This window comes from Hymenobacter monticola (assembly GCF_022811645.1).
Lineage (GTDB): Bacteria > Bacteroidota > Bacteroidia > Cytophagales > Hymenobacteraceae > Hymenobacter > Hymenobacter monticola.
Window position 1 is genome coordinate 5270578 of sequence record NZ_CP094534.1, and the last position, 16814, is coordinate 5287391.

Sequence of the window (16814 nt, forward strand, 5' to 3'; positions counted from 1 at the left end):
CCGAACCCCGTTCGGCTGCGTTGCAAATGCGTTGGTGGCCGTTGCACCGCTTTGGCATTTGTTGCAAATGCATTCGCAATCGTGCCAAGGCCTTAAAATCCTCCCAGAAAATCCACAAAAAACCCGGTGAGCGAGGTGCCGCACCGGGTTGCTGTTGGGGGATATTTGGGTGAGTTTCGTCGTCGCGTCAAGCGCACGCAAAGCCTGTCGTGTCCTTCGTGAAGGCATGGGGCCTTTCCGGTCCTACTCCTCGCCTGCCTGCCGCGCTGCCGCACTGGGCGGGTAGCCGAACTGCCGCGAAAACGCCGTGGAGAAAGCGGCCGGGCTGCCAAAGCCCACCTGGTACGACACCTCCGCCACCGTGCCCACCCGCACCTGTAGCAAGGCGTGCGCCCGCTGCAGGCGCGTGCCCCGGATGTACTCGCCCGGCGACTGCCCCGTGAGGGCCTTAAGCTTGCGGTGCACCTGCGTGCGGCTCATGCCAATGTCCTGCCCCATCTCATCCACGCCAAACGTTTCGTCGCCTAAGTGCTGCAACACCGATTCGTTCACCCGGCGCAAAAACTCCTGGTCGAGCGAGGGCAGCCCGGCCACGGCTGCCGCGTGCTCGGCCGCGTCTACGCCACGCACCGGGCGCGCTGCCGGAGCGGTGGTGGCCGGAGCGGTGGTGGCCGGCGCCGCTTTGGGCACTTCGGTGGGCGCGGCTTCGGGCTGGGTGGCGGTGGCGAAATGGGTGCGCACCCGCTGACGCAAAGCCAGCAGGTTGCGCACCTGGGCGCGCAGCTCGCGCGGGTTGAAGGGCTTGGCCAGGAAGGCATCAGCGCCGGTTTCGAGCCCCTCGAGCTTGGCGTCGGGCTCCGACTTGGCCGTGAGCAGCACCACCGGAATGTGGCTGGTCACGGGGTTGGTTTTGAGCTGTTCGCATACCTGGTAGCCATTCAGGCCGGGCATCATCACGTCGCTTACTACTAAGTCGGGCACTTCGGCCTGGGCCAGGGCCACGCCGGCCCGGCCATCGGGGGCCAGCAGCACGCGGTAGCCGGCCGGCGCCAGCGTGGCCCGCACAAACTCGCGCACCTCGTCGTTGTCTTCAATCACCAGCACCACTTCGGCCTCGGCCTGGGGCGGCGTTGGCTCTTCTGTTAACTCCTCAGCAGCAGCGGGCGCCGGAGCCGGAGTACTGGTAGAGGCCCCGCCCAGCGTCACGGCCACAGGCCGCAGCCCCCGCGGCAGGTGCACCGTGAAGACGGCGCCGACACCGGGCTCGCTGCTCACCACCACGGTGCCGCCGTGCAGGGCCGTGAGCTCGCGCACCAACGCCAGGCCAATGCCCGTGCCGGTGCGCAGGTGTTCGGCGGCGGGGTTGCTAGCCTGGTAAAAACGGTCGAACAGGTGCGGCAGGTCTTCGGCGGCAATGCCGGGGCCGCTGTCGCGCACCTCAATGGCCACGCCCCCGACGGGCGTGGTAGCCGAAGGCGGCGTTTCGGCCACCGTCACGGTTACGGAACCACCGGCCGGGGTGAAACGCAAAGCGTTGGCCAACAGATTAGTCAGAATTTCTTCGAGCTTGCTGGCATCGAACACCAACGGCAGCGGGCCGGGCGGCGTGTGGCAGGTCAGCGTGATTTGACGGCTGTCGGCCAGCGAGGAAAAAGAGGCCACCAGCTGGCGCACCGTCGCGGCCGCATCGCCGGAGGTGGGCAGCAGGCGTAGGGCACCGGCTTCGAGCTTGCTCAGGTCGAGCAGCTGGTTGATGAGGCTGAGGAGCTTGCGGGCATTGCGCAGCACCAGGCCGCCCTGCCGGCGCACGGCCGGGTCGGTGGGCTCGGTGGCCAGCACCTCGGCCGGCCCCAGGATGAGGGTGAGCGGGGTGCGCAGCTCGTGGCTGACGTTGGTGAAGAAATCGGTTTTCACCCGGTCCATCTCCTGCAGGTGGGCCAGGGCCTGGTGTTCGAGCCGGCGGTTGGCGCGGTCGCGCTCACGGGCTTTGGTATAGGCCCGCACCCCGTAGAGCACCAAACCAAACCCGCTGGCGTATAACACATAAGCCCACCACGTGCGCCACCACGGCGGCCGAATGCTGAACGAAAACCGCGCCGGCCGGGCGCTCCACACCCCTGCTTCGTTGGCTGCCTTCACCTCGAAGGTGTACTGGCCGGGGCCCAGGTTGGTGTAGGTGGCCGACGTGGCCGTGAGCGGCCCGGCCCAGTCGTCCTCAAACCCCAGCAGGCGGTACCGGTAGCGCACCTGGTCGGGGTTGGTGAGGCTGGCGCCGATGTAGTCGAAGGTAAGGTAGTTGAGCCGCGCGGGCAGTTCCATGCCGGGCGCGGCCGTGGTGTCTTTCAGGAAGATGCGCAGGCCGGTGAGCTGGGGCACGGGCGTCACGCGGTTGGCATGGGCGCGGGCGGGGTCGTAGTGCATCAGGCCGTTCATGGTGCCCACCCACAGCTGCTTTCCATCTTCCAGATACACCGCGTTCTGGTTGGTTTCCTGGCCCAAAAAGCCCTCGTGCAGGCCGTAGCTCACGGTGCGCTGCTGGCGCGGGTCGAAGCAGTCGAGGCCCCGGTTGGTGCCGGCCCACACCCGCCCGTCGCCGTCGCACTGCACAAAGAAGGGGTTGCTCGATTGCAAGCCGACTTCAGGGCCGAACGCGCGCACTTTTTTAGTGGCGGGCGAATAGCGCAGCACGCCCCGCCCAATGGTGCCCAGCCACAGCTGCCCACTCGGGTCTTCCGAAATGGAGCCCAGGCTTAACGCCCCGGCCTGCCCGTCCAATCGCCGGAATGTGTCGTGCTCAGTGTCAACCTGAATGAGCCCCTGGTCGTCGCTGGCCAGCCACAGCCCGCCCGCCCGGTCCCGAAACACCTGCCAGAAGGCGTCCGAAATCAGCCCATCTTTCTTCGCACTGAGGGCCTTGAACTGCTGAGTGGCGGGGTCAAACACAAAAACCCCGTAGCCGAGCGTGACCAGCCACAGCCGGCCGCGCCGGTCCTCGGCCATGCTCATTACATGGCCGCGGGCCGCGGCCGGCAGTTGGTCAAAATACGTCCAGCGGCCGGTGGCGGGCGCGTAGCGGGCCACTTCGCGGTGGCTGCTCATCCACAAGTCGCCGCGCTGGTCGCGGCAGAGGCTGCGGATGTAGTGGTTGTCGGAGCCGCCGCGCACGGGTATCGGCCGGCTCAGCGCGCGCGGGTCGGCCGCGGCGGGCTGCAGCTCGGCAATGCCGTTGCGGGTGCCTATCCAGTAGCGGCCGTTGCCGATGGGCTGCACGGCCGTCACCTCGTTGTCGGGCAGGCCTTCGGGCTTGCCGTATTGCTGAAACCGCTCATCAGCCGGGTGCTGGGAAATGCCGTCGTCGTACACAAACCAGATGTTGCCTTCCCGGTCTTCCAGCAGGTCGTTGTTCACGTTGCTGTCGAGAAAGCCGCGGCTGGCCCGGCAGCGGAAGCGGCTGGCCCCGGCCGGCAGCTGAGCCAGGCCCGCGGCGGTGGTGGCCCACACGTTGCCGGCGTGGTCCTGCACCACGCGCATGGCCGGGGCCGCGCACAGCCCCTCGGCCGGGCCGTAGCGGCGCACGCGCCAGGGCTGAGCGGCCGTTCCGGCCCCACTCAGGCGCACCAGCCCGTTGGGGGTGGCGCACCAAGTCAGGGTGTCGCTCACGCGCTGCACGTGGTTGATGGCCACATTTTGCACGTCGGGGGGCAGCGCCGGCGCGGAACCGCCGCGCGGGTCGAGCAGCATCAGGCCGACGGCGGTGCCTACCCACACCCGGCCGCCGGGCCCCGGCGCCACGCGTTGCACGGCGCGCGAGGGCAGTCCTTGGGCGGTGCCGTAGTGCGTCACGGTGGTATCGGCAGGGCCGCAGACGAGGCGAAACAGGCCGTCGCCGGGCGTGCCCACCCACACCACCTGGTTGCTGGCGGGCCACACGCAGGCCACGCTGGCCGGAATGCCCAGCCCGCGTGGGCGGCAGCGCCGCACCTGCCCGTCGGGCCGAATGAAGGACACGCCGCCGTAGCTGTGGCCCATCCACAGGGTGCCGTCGGGGGCCGCGGCCACGGCGCGCACATGGTTGTCGGGCAGGCCCTGGGCAGTGGTGCGGGTACGGAATTTCTGGCCGTCGAACACGCACACGCCGCCCTGGGTGCCAGCCCACAGGCGGCCCTGCCCGTCTTGGCAGATGGCGTACACCATGCTCTGCGGCAGGCCGTTGTCGAGGGTGTAGTCGCGCAGGGCCAGGGTTTGGGCCGCGGCCGCGTGGGCGCCAAGCAACCAAACGCTTAGCCCCAGTATCCTCCAGTGCGTGCGTTCCATATCCGACCGGCGTGTTGACGACCTAAGAATTTCACTACAAGGCATTACCTTGCCTATCCTGCAGCTTTAAATCTCTCGCAATATAGAGGCAACCACCTATTCAAACCTTTTGGTGATGGCACCATTTTTCTGGCTGCTGACGTTGGGCGTGTCGTATCTTTGAACTTGCTTGGGCGCAAGCCAGCCCCTCCCACCCTATTCTATTCTCTCTCCGTGGCCGAAATATCCTGTTCCTTTTGCAATAAGAGCAAGCGCGAAGTCGCCGTTATGATTTCGGGCATCAACGCCCACATTTGCGAAAAATGCGTGGGCCAGGCCCAGCACATCCTCGACGAAGAGGCCAAAGCCCAGGACGCCAGCCGCCAGCCCAAGTTCAACCTCATCAAGCCGCGCGCCATCAAGGAGCACCTCGACCAGTACGTGGTGGGCCAGGACGAAGCCAAGCGCGTGATGGCCGTGGCCGTGTACAACCACTACAAGCGCCTGATGCAGAAGCCCTCCGACGACGAGGTGCAGATTGAGAAGTCGAACATCATCATGGTGGGCGAAACCGGCACCGGCAAAACCTTCCTGGCCCGCATGCTGGCCAAAATCCTGCAGGTGCCCTTCTGCATCGCCGACGCTACCGTTCTCACCGAGGCCGGCTACGTGGGCGAAGACGTGGAAAGCATCCTCACCCGCCTGCTGCAAGCCGCCGACTACAACCTCGAAGCCGCCGAGCGCGGCATCGTGTACATCGACGAAATCGACAAGATTGCCCGCAAGAGCGACAACCCCAGCATCACGCGCGACGTGAGCGGCGAGGGCGTGCAACAGGCCCTGCTCAAGCTGCTGGAAGGCACTAACATCAACGTGCCCCCGCAAGGCGGACGCAAGCACCCCGAGCAAAAGATGATTTCGGTGAACACTGAGAACATCCTCTTCATCTGCGGCGGCGCCTTCTCGGGCATCGACCGCATCATCAAGAGCCGCCTGAACACCAAGCCCCTGGGCTTCGCCAAAACCAACCTCGAAGAGCAGGTCGACACGCAGAACTTCCTGCGCTACGTGTCGGCCCAGGACATCAAGAGCTTCGGCCTCATCCCCGAGCTCATTGGCCGCCTGCCCGTGCTCACCCACCTCAACCCCCTGGACAAAGACACGCTGCGCATGATTCTGACCGAGCCCAAAAACTCGCTCGTGCGCCAGTACAAGCGCCTGTTCGGCATGGAAAACATCGAACTCAGCTTCACCGAAGACGCCCTGGAGTACATCGTGGAGAAAGCCGACGAGTACCGCCTCGGCGCGCGCGGCCTGCGCTCCATCTGCGAGAGCATCATGACCGATGCCATGTTCGAAATGCCTTCGGAAGAAGACGCCAGCCACCTGCAAATCAACTTGAGCTACTGCCGTAGCAAGTTCGAGAAGTCGACCCTGCGCCACATGCGGGCGGCGTAGCAGCACTTCACCTTTTAGCCAAAGCAAAAGAGCGGCCCACCTGTGGGCCGCTCTTTTGCTTTGGCTAATATCCCCTGATTTTTAGCCAGGTAATCATTCGTTGGCTGGGACTGATAAAGCGGCCGGCTTTGTTTAGCCGCTTCACCATGTCTTGGTTGTCACAGGAACGAATCAGGAAATAATCATCCGTCAGGACACCGTCGCAAAAGTCCTGCTTGGCTCTCGACCAAGTTGCGAACTCAGTTTGGTCGATGAGCTTTTTGTCTTTAGTGTAAGTCCTGATTTGGAAAAAGTATTCCCGGTCCCCACCCGGTGTGTTGCTCAACACGTTGTCATACATCAGCACCAGCTTGGCAGAAAAGTTTTGCGTCACGATTAGCGAATCGTCATAAACGACATAGTCCCGAGCCCGCCACGTCCATTTTCTTTTTGTTTCCCGGTTGTAGTACTCAGTGGTGTCCATTGCTACCCGGTATTCCGCCGGACTGAGCAACTCCCGGAGCTGACGGGGGTTGGTAATTGGCAATAAGTTAGAATCTTCCACCAAATCCACAAGGCCCCGGTCGGGGCTGCAATCGATGGCAAGCAGATGCCCAGCACTGAAATATGCCCGCACAAGGCAAGCGCTGCAAAATAGCCCTACTCCCCAAAGCACGAGTCCTTTCCTACGCATAGCTTTGATAATAACTCATAAAAAAGCCCGTCAATTGACGGGCTTTTTTATTGAGCTGAAATGAATCAACGCGATTTCTACTCTACCACCACGCGCTGGATGCTGGGCGCGCGGCCCGGCGTCTGCACGCTCAACAGGTAAGTGCCCGAGGCCAGGCCGGCCGTGGGTACCTCGGTGCCGCTGCCGCCGAAGCTACGGGTGCTCACCACCTGGCCCAGCACGTTGTAGAGCGTGAGGGTGGCCGAAGCGGCCGGCACGGCCAGCTTCACGTGCAGGGCGCCTTTGCCCGCCACGGGGTTGGGCCACACGCTGAACTCGCTCTTGGCGGCGTTGGCGGTGGACGAAATCACCGTTACGGTGAACAGCGTGCCGTTGCTGGCGCCGCCGGGCGTGGTCACCACCACGTTGCCGGTGCTGGCGTTGGTGGGCACGGTGAAGGTGATGGTGGTGGCGTTTACCACGACCAGGTTGCTCACGTTCTGACCGTTGATGGTAACGGAAGTAGCGTTGGAGAAGTCCGTACCCGTTACAGTGACCGTGGTGCCCACCGGGCCGCTCACCGGGCTCAGGCTGGTAACAACCGGCGCGGGCGGCACGCAGCTCACATTCAGCGCGAACGCGCCGGTAGCCGTGCCGTAGCCGCCCACCATGACGTAATAGGTGGTGCCCAAGGTCGAGTTGAACGTAACGGCCGATGCAGTCGCACGGGCAGCGCAGTTGGCATCGTCGTTAGAACCCACGCAGATGAAGGTACCGCAGGCACCGCGATACACAAAGAGCTTGGTATCGAACCGGGTGGCCGTCGCGCAAGTCGAAACCGTGATGGCGCGGCCCGTTCCCACAATGCTGTAGAACACCCCGCCGCCGTCGACGGTCTCGCCGCCGCAGCTACCGGTCGGGTCGCTGGCGGTGGTGGCCCCTACGGTGGTACCGGTCACAGTCTGGCCGCAAGTGACGGCAATGGCATCGGCGCAGAGGTCGTTGGCCAGCACGGGCACCGTGAAGACAGTTGTCGAAGTACCGGGGCCGCCCAGAGCGGTTACGCCGATGAAGCCCGTAGTAGCGCCGGCGGGCACCGTCACTGTAATCTGCGTAGCTGAAACGACGGTGAACGTCGTCGCTGCTGTGCCGTTGAACGTCACCTGCGTGGCGCCCGTGAAGTTGGTGCCCGTAATGGTCACCACCGTGCCGGGTCGGCCGAAGGCGGGCGTGAACGAAGTAATGGTCGGCGCCGGAATCACCGTAAATACGGCGGTGGAAGCAGTCGTGCCCGTAGGCGCCGTCAGGCCAATGACGCCGGTAGTGGCACCGGCGGGCACGGTCACGGTAACCTGCGTAGCCGAGTTAACAGTTAAGGTCGTCGCTATCGTGCCGTTGAACGTCACCTGCGTAGCGCCCGTGAAGTTGGTGCCCGTGATGACCACCGTGCTACCCACCGCGCCGCTGGTGGGCGTGAAGCTGGTGATGGTGGGCGGGGCACCCACAATGAACGGCATGGCCGAAGTGGCCGTGCCCACCGGCGTGGTGATGGTGATGGCGCCCGTGGTGGTGCCAGCGGCTACCGTAGCCGTCAGCTGCGTGGCCGAGACCACCGTGAAGTTGGTCGCAGGCGTGCCGTTGAAGCTAACGGCCGTGGCGCCCGTGAAATTGGAACCCAAGATGGTTACCACCGTGCCGGCCAAGCCACCGCCCGGCGTGAAGCTGGTGATGGTAGGCCCTACCGCGGGCGGGGTGATGGTGAAGTTGGCGTTTGAGATGTCGAAGAAGTAGTTGTCGGCGGCTTCCACCATGATGCGCGCTTGGGTTTCGGCGGTAGCGGGGCTGGGAGCCACCACCACGGCCGAGCCGTTGTTGGGCACGTTCGCGGCGAGAACGGTGGGGTACGTCAGGCCGCCGTCGAGGCTGAGGCGGATGTTAACCAGCGTGCAGCTCACGGGGGCGGCCACGGTGTTGGCCACGTCCCAGGTCACGGTTTGGGCGGCGCCGCCAATCCAGCTCACGGCCGTATTGGGGGACTGCACCACGAAGGGGCCGGCCGCGCTGGTAACGCTCAGGCTCACCGTCGGGCTGTAGTCCACGCCGCCGATGGTACCCGCCGGGCCGACGTGCTCGTCGCGGGCCGTGCAGCGGAAGTTCAGCGAGCGGGTCACCGTGGGCAGGCGCTCACCAATAACGGTGGTGTTGTTCACCAGGTCCGTGATGCGCGGAAAGTAGCGGGTACCACTGGTGAGGGGCACAAACGAGCGGAACAGGGGCACGTTTGAATTGGCCACCTGGGCGGCGTTGGGGGCCTGCTGGGGGCCAAGGTCCAGCTCTTCCCACATGTAGGTTAAGGCGTCGTTCTCCGCGTCAGTGGCCGTGGCCGTCAGCTTAAAAGGCGTGCTAATGGGCAGGGTTTTGCCACTGGCGGGGGCCGTTACCACGGGCGCCGTGTTGCCGGTAGCCGAAGCGGTGCTGCAGGTCGTGCCATCAATGAAGGCCCGCATCTCCTGGTAGTTGCCCGTGTGGAAGGTCGGGTCCGAGTGGGGCTGCAGGTCATTGGCCGTGCCGCAGATGCCTGCATAGGCCATAATGGTCGTGCCCGAACCGGGCTCCCAGGCCGTGTTGGCGTTGCGGTTGCCGCCGCCGCAGCTGCCGGCATTGCCATTGAAGGGGTGGTTGCCGCTGAACTGGTGGCCCATTTCGTGAGCCACGTAGTCGATGTCGAAAGCATCGCCCACCGGGCTATTCGAACCGGTCAGCCCACGGGCTTTGCTCGTGCCGCACACCACGCCCAGGCCGGCAACGCCGCCGCCGCCCGTGCCCACCAAGTGGCCGATGTCGTAGTTGGCCGCGCCGATGATGGCGTTGACGTTGGTTTGGTTGGCCGGCAAGTCGCCACTGGTGTTGGCGTAAGGGTCGGTGGTTGCGTCGGTGTATATCAGCGAGCTGTTGTTGGCCACCAGCACCAGGCGCACGGCCAGTTCCTTCTCGTACACGCCCACCACGCGGTTTACGGTCGTGACAATGGCCGCCTGGGCCTGGGCCACCGTGCCCCCGTGGAACGTGGTGTACTCGCCGGTGGCCGCTACGGCCAGGCGGTAAGTGCGCAGCTGCGAACCACTGGCCTGCACCCGGGCGGCGGTGCCGGCCGTGGCGGCCGCTACGCGGGCGGCGCTGGCTTGCAGTTCGGCCTTGGTGGGCTCGAAGCCGCAGGTCATGGCCGGACCGGCGGCCTTGGCCGTCCGGTTCATGTCTGACTTATAGAAAGCCAGGTAGTGGCGCGTGTCGGTGCGCGTCACCGGGTCGATGTAAAAGCTTTTGCCGCCGGCGGCCAGCACCTGGCCGTGGAAGCCCTGCGGCGTCAGGTCAAGCCGCACCGAGGCCGAGGCGTCGTCGAGGCCCACGCCGGCGTAGGTTTTAACATTGGGGTACTGGGCCGCCAGGGCGGGCGCCATCACGGGGGCCTCGCGCACGGCAAAGCGGCCGGTGCTGCCGTTGGGCAGCGGCAGGGCTAGCACCAGCGGCGCGGCGCCCACCTGCGTTTCGGCCGGAGCGGTTGCCAGTGCGGTGCGCAGGCCGGCCACGTTCAGCGTCAGGGCCTGCGAATGGTAGAGCGCGGCCGACAGCGGCGACGCAGCCGCGGCTCCTTTGGCCTCGCCATCAGCCCGGAAGAAGTGCGGCGCGGCCTGCTGCGCCTGCGCCCCCAACGAAAGGCCCAACGACAGCAGCAGCGCGCTGCCAAGGCGACGGAGGCCCTGGCGGCCTGGGGAAGAAATGTCTAGCCGTTGGGTGTCCGGCCGGGACTGGTAACGATAGGTCATCAAAGGAAATTTAGGTGAGGTGGAGACAGTAAATATAACTTCCCTCCCCTGTTTATCCGATGAAAATCGACCAATGGCATCCGATTATCGGTCAGCAAGGGCGATTGAACGCGTTTTTTCTTCTGCGTGGCATAGCCACACCCGGCCCACGTTGCTGGATTAAAGCCAGGCCAAGAACCAAAACAGCCCGTCCTTGCACGGCAAGGACGGGCTGTTTTGGTGGCAGCAAGCGCGCTGCTCCGCTGCTACTTCGAGCGCAGGTATTGCACCATCAGCTCGGCGGTTTTTTTGGCGGCCTGCTGCTGACCGAGCTTTTCGCGCAGCTCGGCGTAGCCGGCCTGGATGCGGGCCTGGTAGTCGGCGTCGTTCAGCATGGTGCGCAGCTCGTCGAGCAGGTTACGGGCGTTGAATTCGCCCTGAATCAGCTCTTTCACCACTTCCCGGCCCGCAATCAGGTTCACCAGGGAGATGTAGGGCACCTTAATCACCATTTTGCCGATGGTATAGCTCAGCAGGCTGGTGCGGTAGCACACAATCTGGGGCACGCCAAACAGGGCGGTTTCGAGGGTGGCCGTGCCGCTCGTGACCAGGGCGGCCGCGGCGTGGCTGAGCAGGTCGAAGGTTTGGTCGAAGACGAACCGGATGCCGTTGCGGTGGAAGTGCTTGTAGTAGTTCGGGTCGAGGTTGGTGACGCCGGCCACCACGAACTGGTACTCCTGAAAGCCCGGCAGGATGGCAATCATCTCGTGCAGCATCTCCTCAATTTCCTGCTTGCGCGAGCCCGGCAGCACGGCAATGATGGGCCGGTTGGGGTCAAGGCGGTTGCGCTCGTGGAAATCAGGCGTGGGCTGGAACTCGGCCACGGCGTCAGCCGTGGGGTTGCCGGTGTAGTCCACCTCGTAGCCGAACTTCTGGTAGAACTCGCGCTCGAAAGGCAGGATGGCGAACATCTTGTCGACGTAGGCCTTCACCTTCTCGACGCGGCCCTGGTTCCAGGCCCAGATTTTGGGCGAGATGTAGTAGAACACCTTGATGCCGTGCTCCTTGGCAAACCGGGCCATGCGCAGGTTAAAACCCGCGTAGTCCACCAGTATCAGCACATCGGGCTTGAAGGTGAGGATGTCCTGCTGGCACTGCTTGAGGTAGCCGCGGAACTTGAGCACGCTGGTAGCAGCCTCCACAAAACCCATGATGGCCAGCTCCTTGTAGTGGCGCACCAGTTCGCCGCCCTCGGCTTCCATCAGGTCGCCGCCCCAGTAGCGGAACTGCGCGGCGGTGTCTTGCAGCTTGAGTTCGCGCATGAGGTGGGCGGCGTGGAAATCGCCCGACCGTTCGCCGGCTATTAAATAATACTTCACTGGAAGAGTGTTGAGTTTTGAATGTTGAGTTTTGAGTTAAGGGTTGACGCGCAGAGGTTGCAGTTGCGTCGGAATGATACCGCCGCTATCCATTCAACATTCAACACTCAACTCTCAACAGTCAAAACTTCTAGCCGCCGTAGTATTCCACGAAGTTGCGCGGCGTTTCGTAGAGTTTTACGCAGTGCAGCTTGGCGGGGGTGATGGCCGGCAGCTCGCGCTCGATGATTTGCCAGAAGGCGATGGCCAGGTTTTCGGTGCTGGCCATCTGGCCGGCCATGAAGGGCACGTCGAGGTTGAGGTTTTTGTGGTCGACCTGCTCGGTGATGTGCGTGCGCAGCAGGTCGGACAGGGCCTTTAGGTCGACCACGAAGCCGGTTTCGGGGTCGGGTTCGCCCTTCACCGTCACGATGAGGTCGTAGTTGTGGCCGTGCCAGTTGGTGTTGGCACAGGGGCCGAACACTTCGCGGTTGCGCTCCTCGCTCCACTTGGGGTTGTAGAGCTTGTGCGCGGCGTTGAAATGTTCCTGGCGGCTGATGTACATCATTCTTCTAAGCTTTTAGCTACTAGCTGATAGCCGTTAGCTTTCTCTGGCTTCCTCTTTGAAAAGAAGCCAACAGCTAACAGCCAATGGCTAATAGCTTAATTATTTTTCCGCAGCAAATATACGAAGAAGGGTACCCCGAACAGGGCCGTGACCAAGCCCACCGGCAGCCCGGCCGGCGGGTAGAGCAGCCGGGCCAGCAGGTCGCAGGCCAGCAAAAAACTGCCGCCCAGCACCGCGCAAAACAGCAGATTGAGCCGGCCCGTGGTGCCCAGCAGGCCGCGCGTGAGGTGCGGCACCAGCAGCCCCACGAAGCCCACCGGCCCGCACAGCGTCACCACGCCCCCCGTGAGGCCCGCCGCCAGCCCCACCAGCAACCAGCGCAGCCGCGCCACGGGCAGGCCCAACGCCGCGGCCCGCTCCTCGCCCAGCAGCAGCAGGTTCAAATCTTTTTGCAGGAAGCCCAGCACGAACAAGCTGATGGCCAGCGCCGCCGCCGGATACGGCAGCACGCTCCACCCGGCCCGCTCGAAACTACCAAACGCCCAGAACACCACGCTGCGCAGGCTGCCCTCGGGCGAGGCCAGGAAGGTGAGCAGGCTGCCCACAGCTGCCGCCAATGCTCCCACCGCCACGCCCGCCAGCAGCAGCGGTGCCGGCATGATGCGCCCGCGCCGGGTGCCCAGCGCCACCACCAGCAACGTGGCACCAAACGCGCCCGCCAGCGCCGCCACCGGCGGCAAATACACGCCCATTACCGTGAGAGAGGGCACCAGCACGTAGGAAGCAATGGCCCCCAGCGAGGCCCCCGAGGCCGTGCCCAATAAATAAGGGTCGGCCAGCGGGTTGGTGACGAGAGTTTGGAGCAGGTAGCCGCTCACGGCGAGGCTGGCGCCGGCCAGCAACGCCAGCAGCAGGCGCGGCAGCCGCAGTTGCACCAGCACCAGCTGGGCAGGGTCGGCGGGGTCGTAGTGCCGGAAGGTGTTCAGGATGAAGCCGTACGACGTGCTGTAGCTGCCCACGCGCAAGCCCAGCACCAGCAAGGCCAGCGTGAGCAGCAGGCCGGTTACCAGCCATAGCAGCGGGCGACGGGCAGACATCAGCGGGTAGCAGCTGACGCCGTGGAAGCCGGTTGCCTCAGCAGCCCCTGCAACTCGCGCACCGACTCGACCACACGCGGGCCCGGCCGCTCCATCAGGTTGCCGGTGATGGCGAAGACGCGGCGGGTTTTATAGGCATTGATGCGCTTCAGCTCAGGGTAATTCTTGAAAAACGTGCTGTCCAGCTTCTCGAAGCTGCCGCCAAGCAGCACGTCGGGGTTCAGCTTGAGGATGTACTCGCGCGTCAGGGCCGGGTAGGGCTGCGGGAAGGTTTCGGTCACGGCGTTTTGGCCGCCGGCGAGGCGGATTTCGTCGGTGAAGAGCGTGTTCTGGCCGTAGCAGTAAATAGGGTCCTGCCAGGTGATGGCCAGCACTTTTGGTGGGTTGGCGGGTTGGTGGGCGGGAGAGTTGACGAGGATTTTCATGCTTTGGCGGAGCGAGTCGGCCACGCGGTGGCCCTGCGCCTCGCGGCCGAGCAGGCGACCCAGCTCTTCCATGCCGGTGAAAACATCTTCCACTTTGCGAAAACGCATGTAGTACACCGGAATGCCCAGGTCCTGCAGGCGCTTGGCGTCATCGACGGAGGTGATGCCTTCGACGGTGAACACCACCTCGGGCTTGAGCGTGACGAGGCGCTCCAGGTCGAGCGGGTAGTTGTTGACGACGGGCTTGCTGAGCACGGCAACGGGGAAATTGTCCTGCGGGCAACGGGCCACGATGGTGGCGGTGTCGGCCACGGCGTAGAGCATTTCGGTCATGCTGGGGGCCAGTGCCAGCACGCGGCGCGGGTGTGCGGGCAGGGTGAGGGCCCGGCCCAGGCCATCGTGCACGGCCACGGGGGCGGCGGGTTTCGAATCGGACTGGCAACTTGCCAGCCACGCCAGCGGTAAAAGCAGCAACAGAAAACGCATGCGGCAAAGGTAGGCGTGCTACCCGGCGCGTGGCACTAGTATCCCGAAGCTCTGCTTCGGTTCGTTGAACAATTCGGACGCGAGCCGAAGCAGGAGCTTCGGGATACTCGTACCACAAGGCCCAGCAGTTTACCTTTGCCCCGTTCCAATTCCCCGCTCCATGATAGTAGTCACCGGCGCGGCCGGCTTCATTGCCAGCTGCCTTGTTTCCCGCCTCAACGCCGCCAATTTCAACGACATTGTGGTGGTGGACAATTTTTCCATCGAGAAGAAGCTGCCCAACATCGAAGGCAAGAAGCTGCGCGAGTACGTGGACCGCGAAACGTTCTTCGACTGGCTCGACGCCAACCACGAGCAGGTGGAATTCATCTTCCACCTCGGCGCCCGCACCGACACCACGGAGATGGACCCGGCCGTGTTTGACCTGCTCAACCTCAACTATTCCAAGCAAATGTGGCGGGCCTGCGTGCAGTACAACCTGCCGCTGGTGTACGCCTCCTCGGCCGCTACTTACGGCGACGGCACCTTGGGCTACACCGATACCGACGAGGCCCTGTTTCCGCTCTACCGCCCGCTGAACCCCTACGGTGACTCGAAAAACGACTTCGACAACTGGGCTCTGCAACAGGAAGAAAAGCCGTATTTCTGGGCCGGGCTGAAGTTTTTCAACGTGTACGGGCCCAACGAATATCACAAGGGCCGCATGGCCTCCGTGATATTTCACGCCTTCCATCAGATTCAGCAGACGGGCTCAATGATGCTGTTTAAGTCGCACCACCCCGACTACACCGACGGCGGCCAGATGCGCGACTTTGTGTACGTGAAGGACGTGGCGGAAGTGTGCTTTTTCCTACTGAACCACCGCACGCACTCCGGCATCTACAACCTGGGTAGCGGCCAGGCCCGCACCTTCCTCGATTTGGCCCTGAATACCTTCCAGGCCCTGGGCCGCACGGCCGACATCCGGTTTAAAGACACGCCCGAGGATATCCGCGACAAGTACCAGTACTTCACCGAGGCCGACATGAGCAAGCTCAAAAGCATCGGCTACGAGCAGCCGTTTACCCGGCTGGAAGACGGCATTCAAGACTACGTGCAGAACTACCTGCTGCCCGGGCGGTACCTGTAGAGACACATATTTGCGTCTCACCGGCGGTGTCGGCTGCCCTGCATTATTCAACGATTGAGACGCAAGCATGCGTCTCTACAATTCGCCCTCCCCGCCCGTGACCCAACCTGCCTTTCCCGTCATTACCGTAGTGGGCGGCGGCTTTGCGGGCACGGCGCTGGTGCTGCAGCTGCGGCAGCAACCGGCGCTGGCGGGGGCCGAAATTCACCTCGTCGAGCCACGCGAAGTGCCGGGCCCCGGCCTGGCCTACACCGCCCGGCGGCCCGAATACCTGCTGAACGTGCGCCCCGGCGGCCTGAGCCTTTACCCCGACGCGCCCGGACATTTTGCCAACTGGCTGAACACCCAGCCTGAAAGTGCCAGCGGCGCGCCCGAATTTGCTCCACGTGCCACCTACGGCCGCTACCTGCATGAGGAACTGGCCGCCGCTTTGGCTACCGGTCAGTCTGGTTTGCGCTGGCACCGCACCACAGCCCTTACGGCTTCGCTCCTGCCCTCGGGCCAGCGCCATGTGCTGCTGGCCGACGGCACCCAACTCCGCAGCGACTACGTGGTGCTGGCCCTGGGCAACTTCCCGCCCCCGCCCCCGGCCGGGCCCGACCACCGCTACCTGCACCACCCCGGCTACCACGCCGACCCCTGGGCTACCGGCAACCTTCGCCGCATCGGGCCCGACGACTCGGTGCTGCTCATCGGCTCGGGCCTGACGGCGGTGGACGTGCTGCTGGCCCTGCACCACGACGGACACCGCGCCCCCGTAACGGTGGTGGCCCGCCACGGCCGCTGGCCTAGCGCCCACGGCCCGGCGGCGGCCGGCTATTCTAATTTTTACCCCGAGTTGGCCGCCGAAACCACTGTGGCGGGCGTACTGCGCGTTTTCAAGCGGCACCTGCGGGCTGCCGCGGTGCAGGGCATCGACTGGCGGCCCGTGCTCGATGCGTTGCGGCCGGATTTGGGCCGCATCTGGGCGGCGTGGCCGCTAGTGGAGCAGCGCCGTTTTCTGCGGCACCTGGCGGGGGTGTGGGCGGTGGCCCGGCACCGCAGCCCGCCGCAAAATGCGGTTGCTTTAGCCAATCTAACCGCTAATGGCCTGGTACAGCTGCGGGTGGGCTCGGTGCGTGAAATATTGCCCGACGGCGACTTGCTACACGTACGAATAGGCGCGCGAAAGGGCCCCGGCGAGTGGCACACGGCCCAGCACGTGGTATGCTGCGCCGGCCCCCTGCTCGACTACGGCCGCATTGCCGACCCGCTGGTGATGAGCCTGCGCGACAAGGGCCACCTGGCCGCCGACCCGCTCGGCCTGGGCATGCAGACGGACCCGCACGGCGCCCTGCGCGGAGCCGATGGCCGGGTTTCTACCACGCTGTTCACCCTCGGCCCCAGCCGGCGGCCGGCTTATTTTGAATCGACGGCCGTGCCGGAAATTCGGCAGCAAGCGGCCGACCTGGCGCGGGAACTGGCCCGGCGGGTGGAAGGGCGGTAATTCGTGCTTCATCCCGTGCTGACGTTGCGCGCTTTTGATTCAAGCCCAAACGAGCGCAA

The 16814-nt window shown here is 64.4% G+C and carries 10 protein-coding genes; 3 read left to right on the forward strand and 7 right to left on the reverse strand.

Annotated features, from left to right (window positions below):
• Window positions 1-243 precede the first annotated feature (243 nt).
• Window positions 244-4272 carry a two-component regulator propeller domain-containing protein gene (locus MTP16_RS22130; RefSeq protein ID WP_243514085.1) on the reverse strand — a complete coding sequence of 1343 codons (4029 nt, stop codon included), beginning with the start codon at window positions 4270-4272 and terminating at the stop codon, window positions 244-246.
• A gap of 255 nt (window positions 4273-4527) precedes the next feature.
• Between MTP16_RS22130 and clpX the strand changes: the two genes are divergently transcribed.
• Window positions 4528-5751: an ATP-dependent Clp protease ATP-binding subunit ClpX gene (gene clpX / locus MTP16_RS22135; RefSeq protein WP_243514088.1), complete on the forward strand. Its 1224-nt coding sequence runs from the start codon at window positions 4528-4530 to the stop codon at window positions 5749-5751.
• Window positions 5752-5815: 64 nt separating this feature from the next.
• On the opposite strand, the gene MTP16_RS22140 is transcribed toward clpX, so the two are convergent.
• The 6 genes from MTP16_RS22140 to MTP16_RS22165 form a co-directional block, all read right to left on the reverse strand.
• On the reverse strand, window positions 5816-6367 hold the full coding sequence (locus MTP16_RS22140) for a hypothetical protein (protein WP_243514090.1): 552 nt from the start codon (window positions 6365-6367) through the stop codon (window positions 5816-5818).
• Window positions 6368-6501: 134 nt separating this feature from the next.
• Entirely contained in the window at window positions 6502-10227 is a 3726-nt protein-coding gene (locus tag MTP16_RS22145) for an IPT/TIG domain-containing protein (protein WP_243520112.1), read from the reverse strand.
• Window positions 10228-10472: 245 nt separating this feature from the next.
• The gene (lpxB, locus tag MTP16_RS22150) at window positions 10473-11585 is read right to left on the reverse strand and encodes a lipid-A-disaccharide synthase (protein WP_243514092.1); all 1113 of its coding nucleotides are present in this window, start codon (window positions 11583-11585) and stop codon (window positions 10473-10475) included.
• 130 nt (window positions 11586-11715) lie between these two features.
• A complete protein-coding gene (locus MTP16_RS22155) occupies window positions 11716-12132 on the reverse strand; it encodes a 6-pyruvoyl trahydropterin synthase family protein (RefSeq protein ID WP_243514094.1) in 417 nt (138 codons plus the stop codon).
• A gap of 95 nt (window positions 12133-12227) precedes the next feature.
• A complete protein-coding gene (locus MTP16_RS22160; RefSeq protein WP_243514096.1) occupies window positions 12228-13229 on the reverse strand; it encodes a FecCD family ABC transporter permease in 1002 nt (333 codons plus the stop codon).
• Window positions 13229-14140, reverse strand: coding sequence for an ABC transporter substrate-binding protein (locus MTP16_RS22165; RefSeq protein ID WP_243514107.1), 912 nt, complete (start codon window positions 14138-14140; stop codon window positions 13229-13231). The genes MTP16_RS22160 and MTP16_RS22165 overlap by 1 nt, the downstream gene beginning before the upstream one ends.
• 160 nt (window positions 14141-14300) lie before the next feature.
• Between MTP16_RS22165 and rfaD the strand changes: the two genes are divergently transcribed.
• Window positions 14301-15269, forward strand: a complete 969-nt coding sequence (gene rfaD, locus MTP16_RS22170; protein ID WP_243514110.1) for an ADP-glyceromanno-heptose 6-epimerase — start codon at window positions 14301-14303, stop codon at window positions 15267-15269.
• Between the two features lie 97 nt (window positions 15270-15366).
• Window positions 15367-16755: an FAD/NAD(P)-binding protein gene (locus MTP16_RS22175; RefSeq protein WP_243514113.1), complete on the forward strand. Its 1389-nt coding sequence runs from the start codon at window positions 15367-15369 to the stop codon at window positions 16753-16755.
• The last annotated feature ends 59 nt before the right edge of the window (window positions 16756-16814 follow it).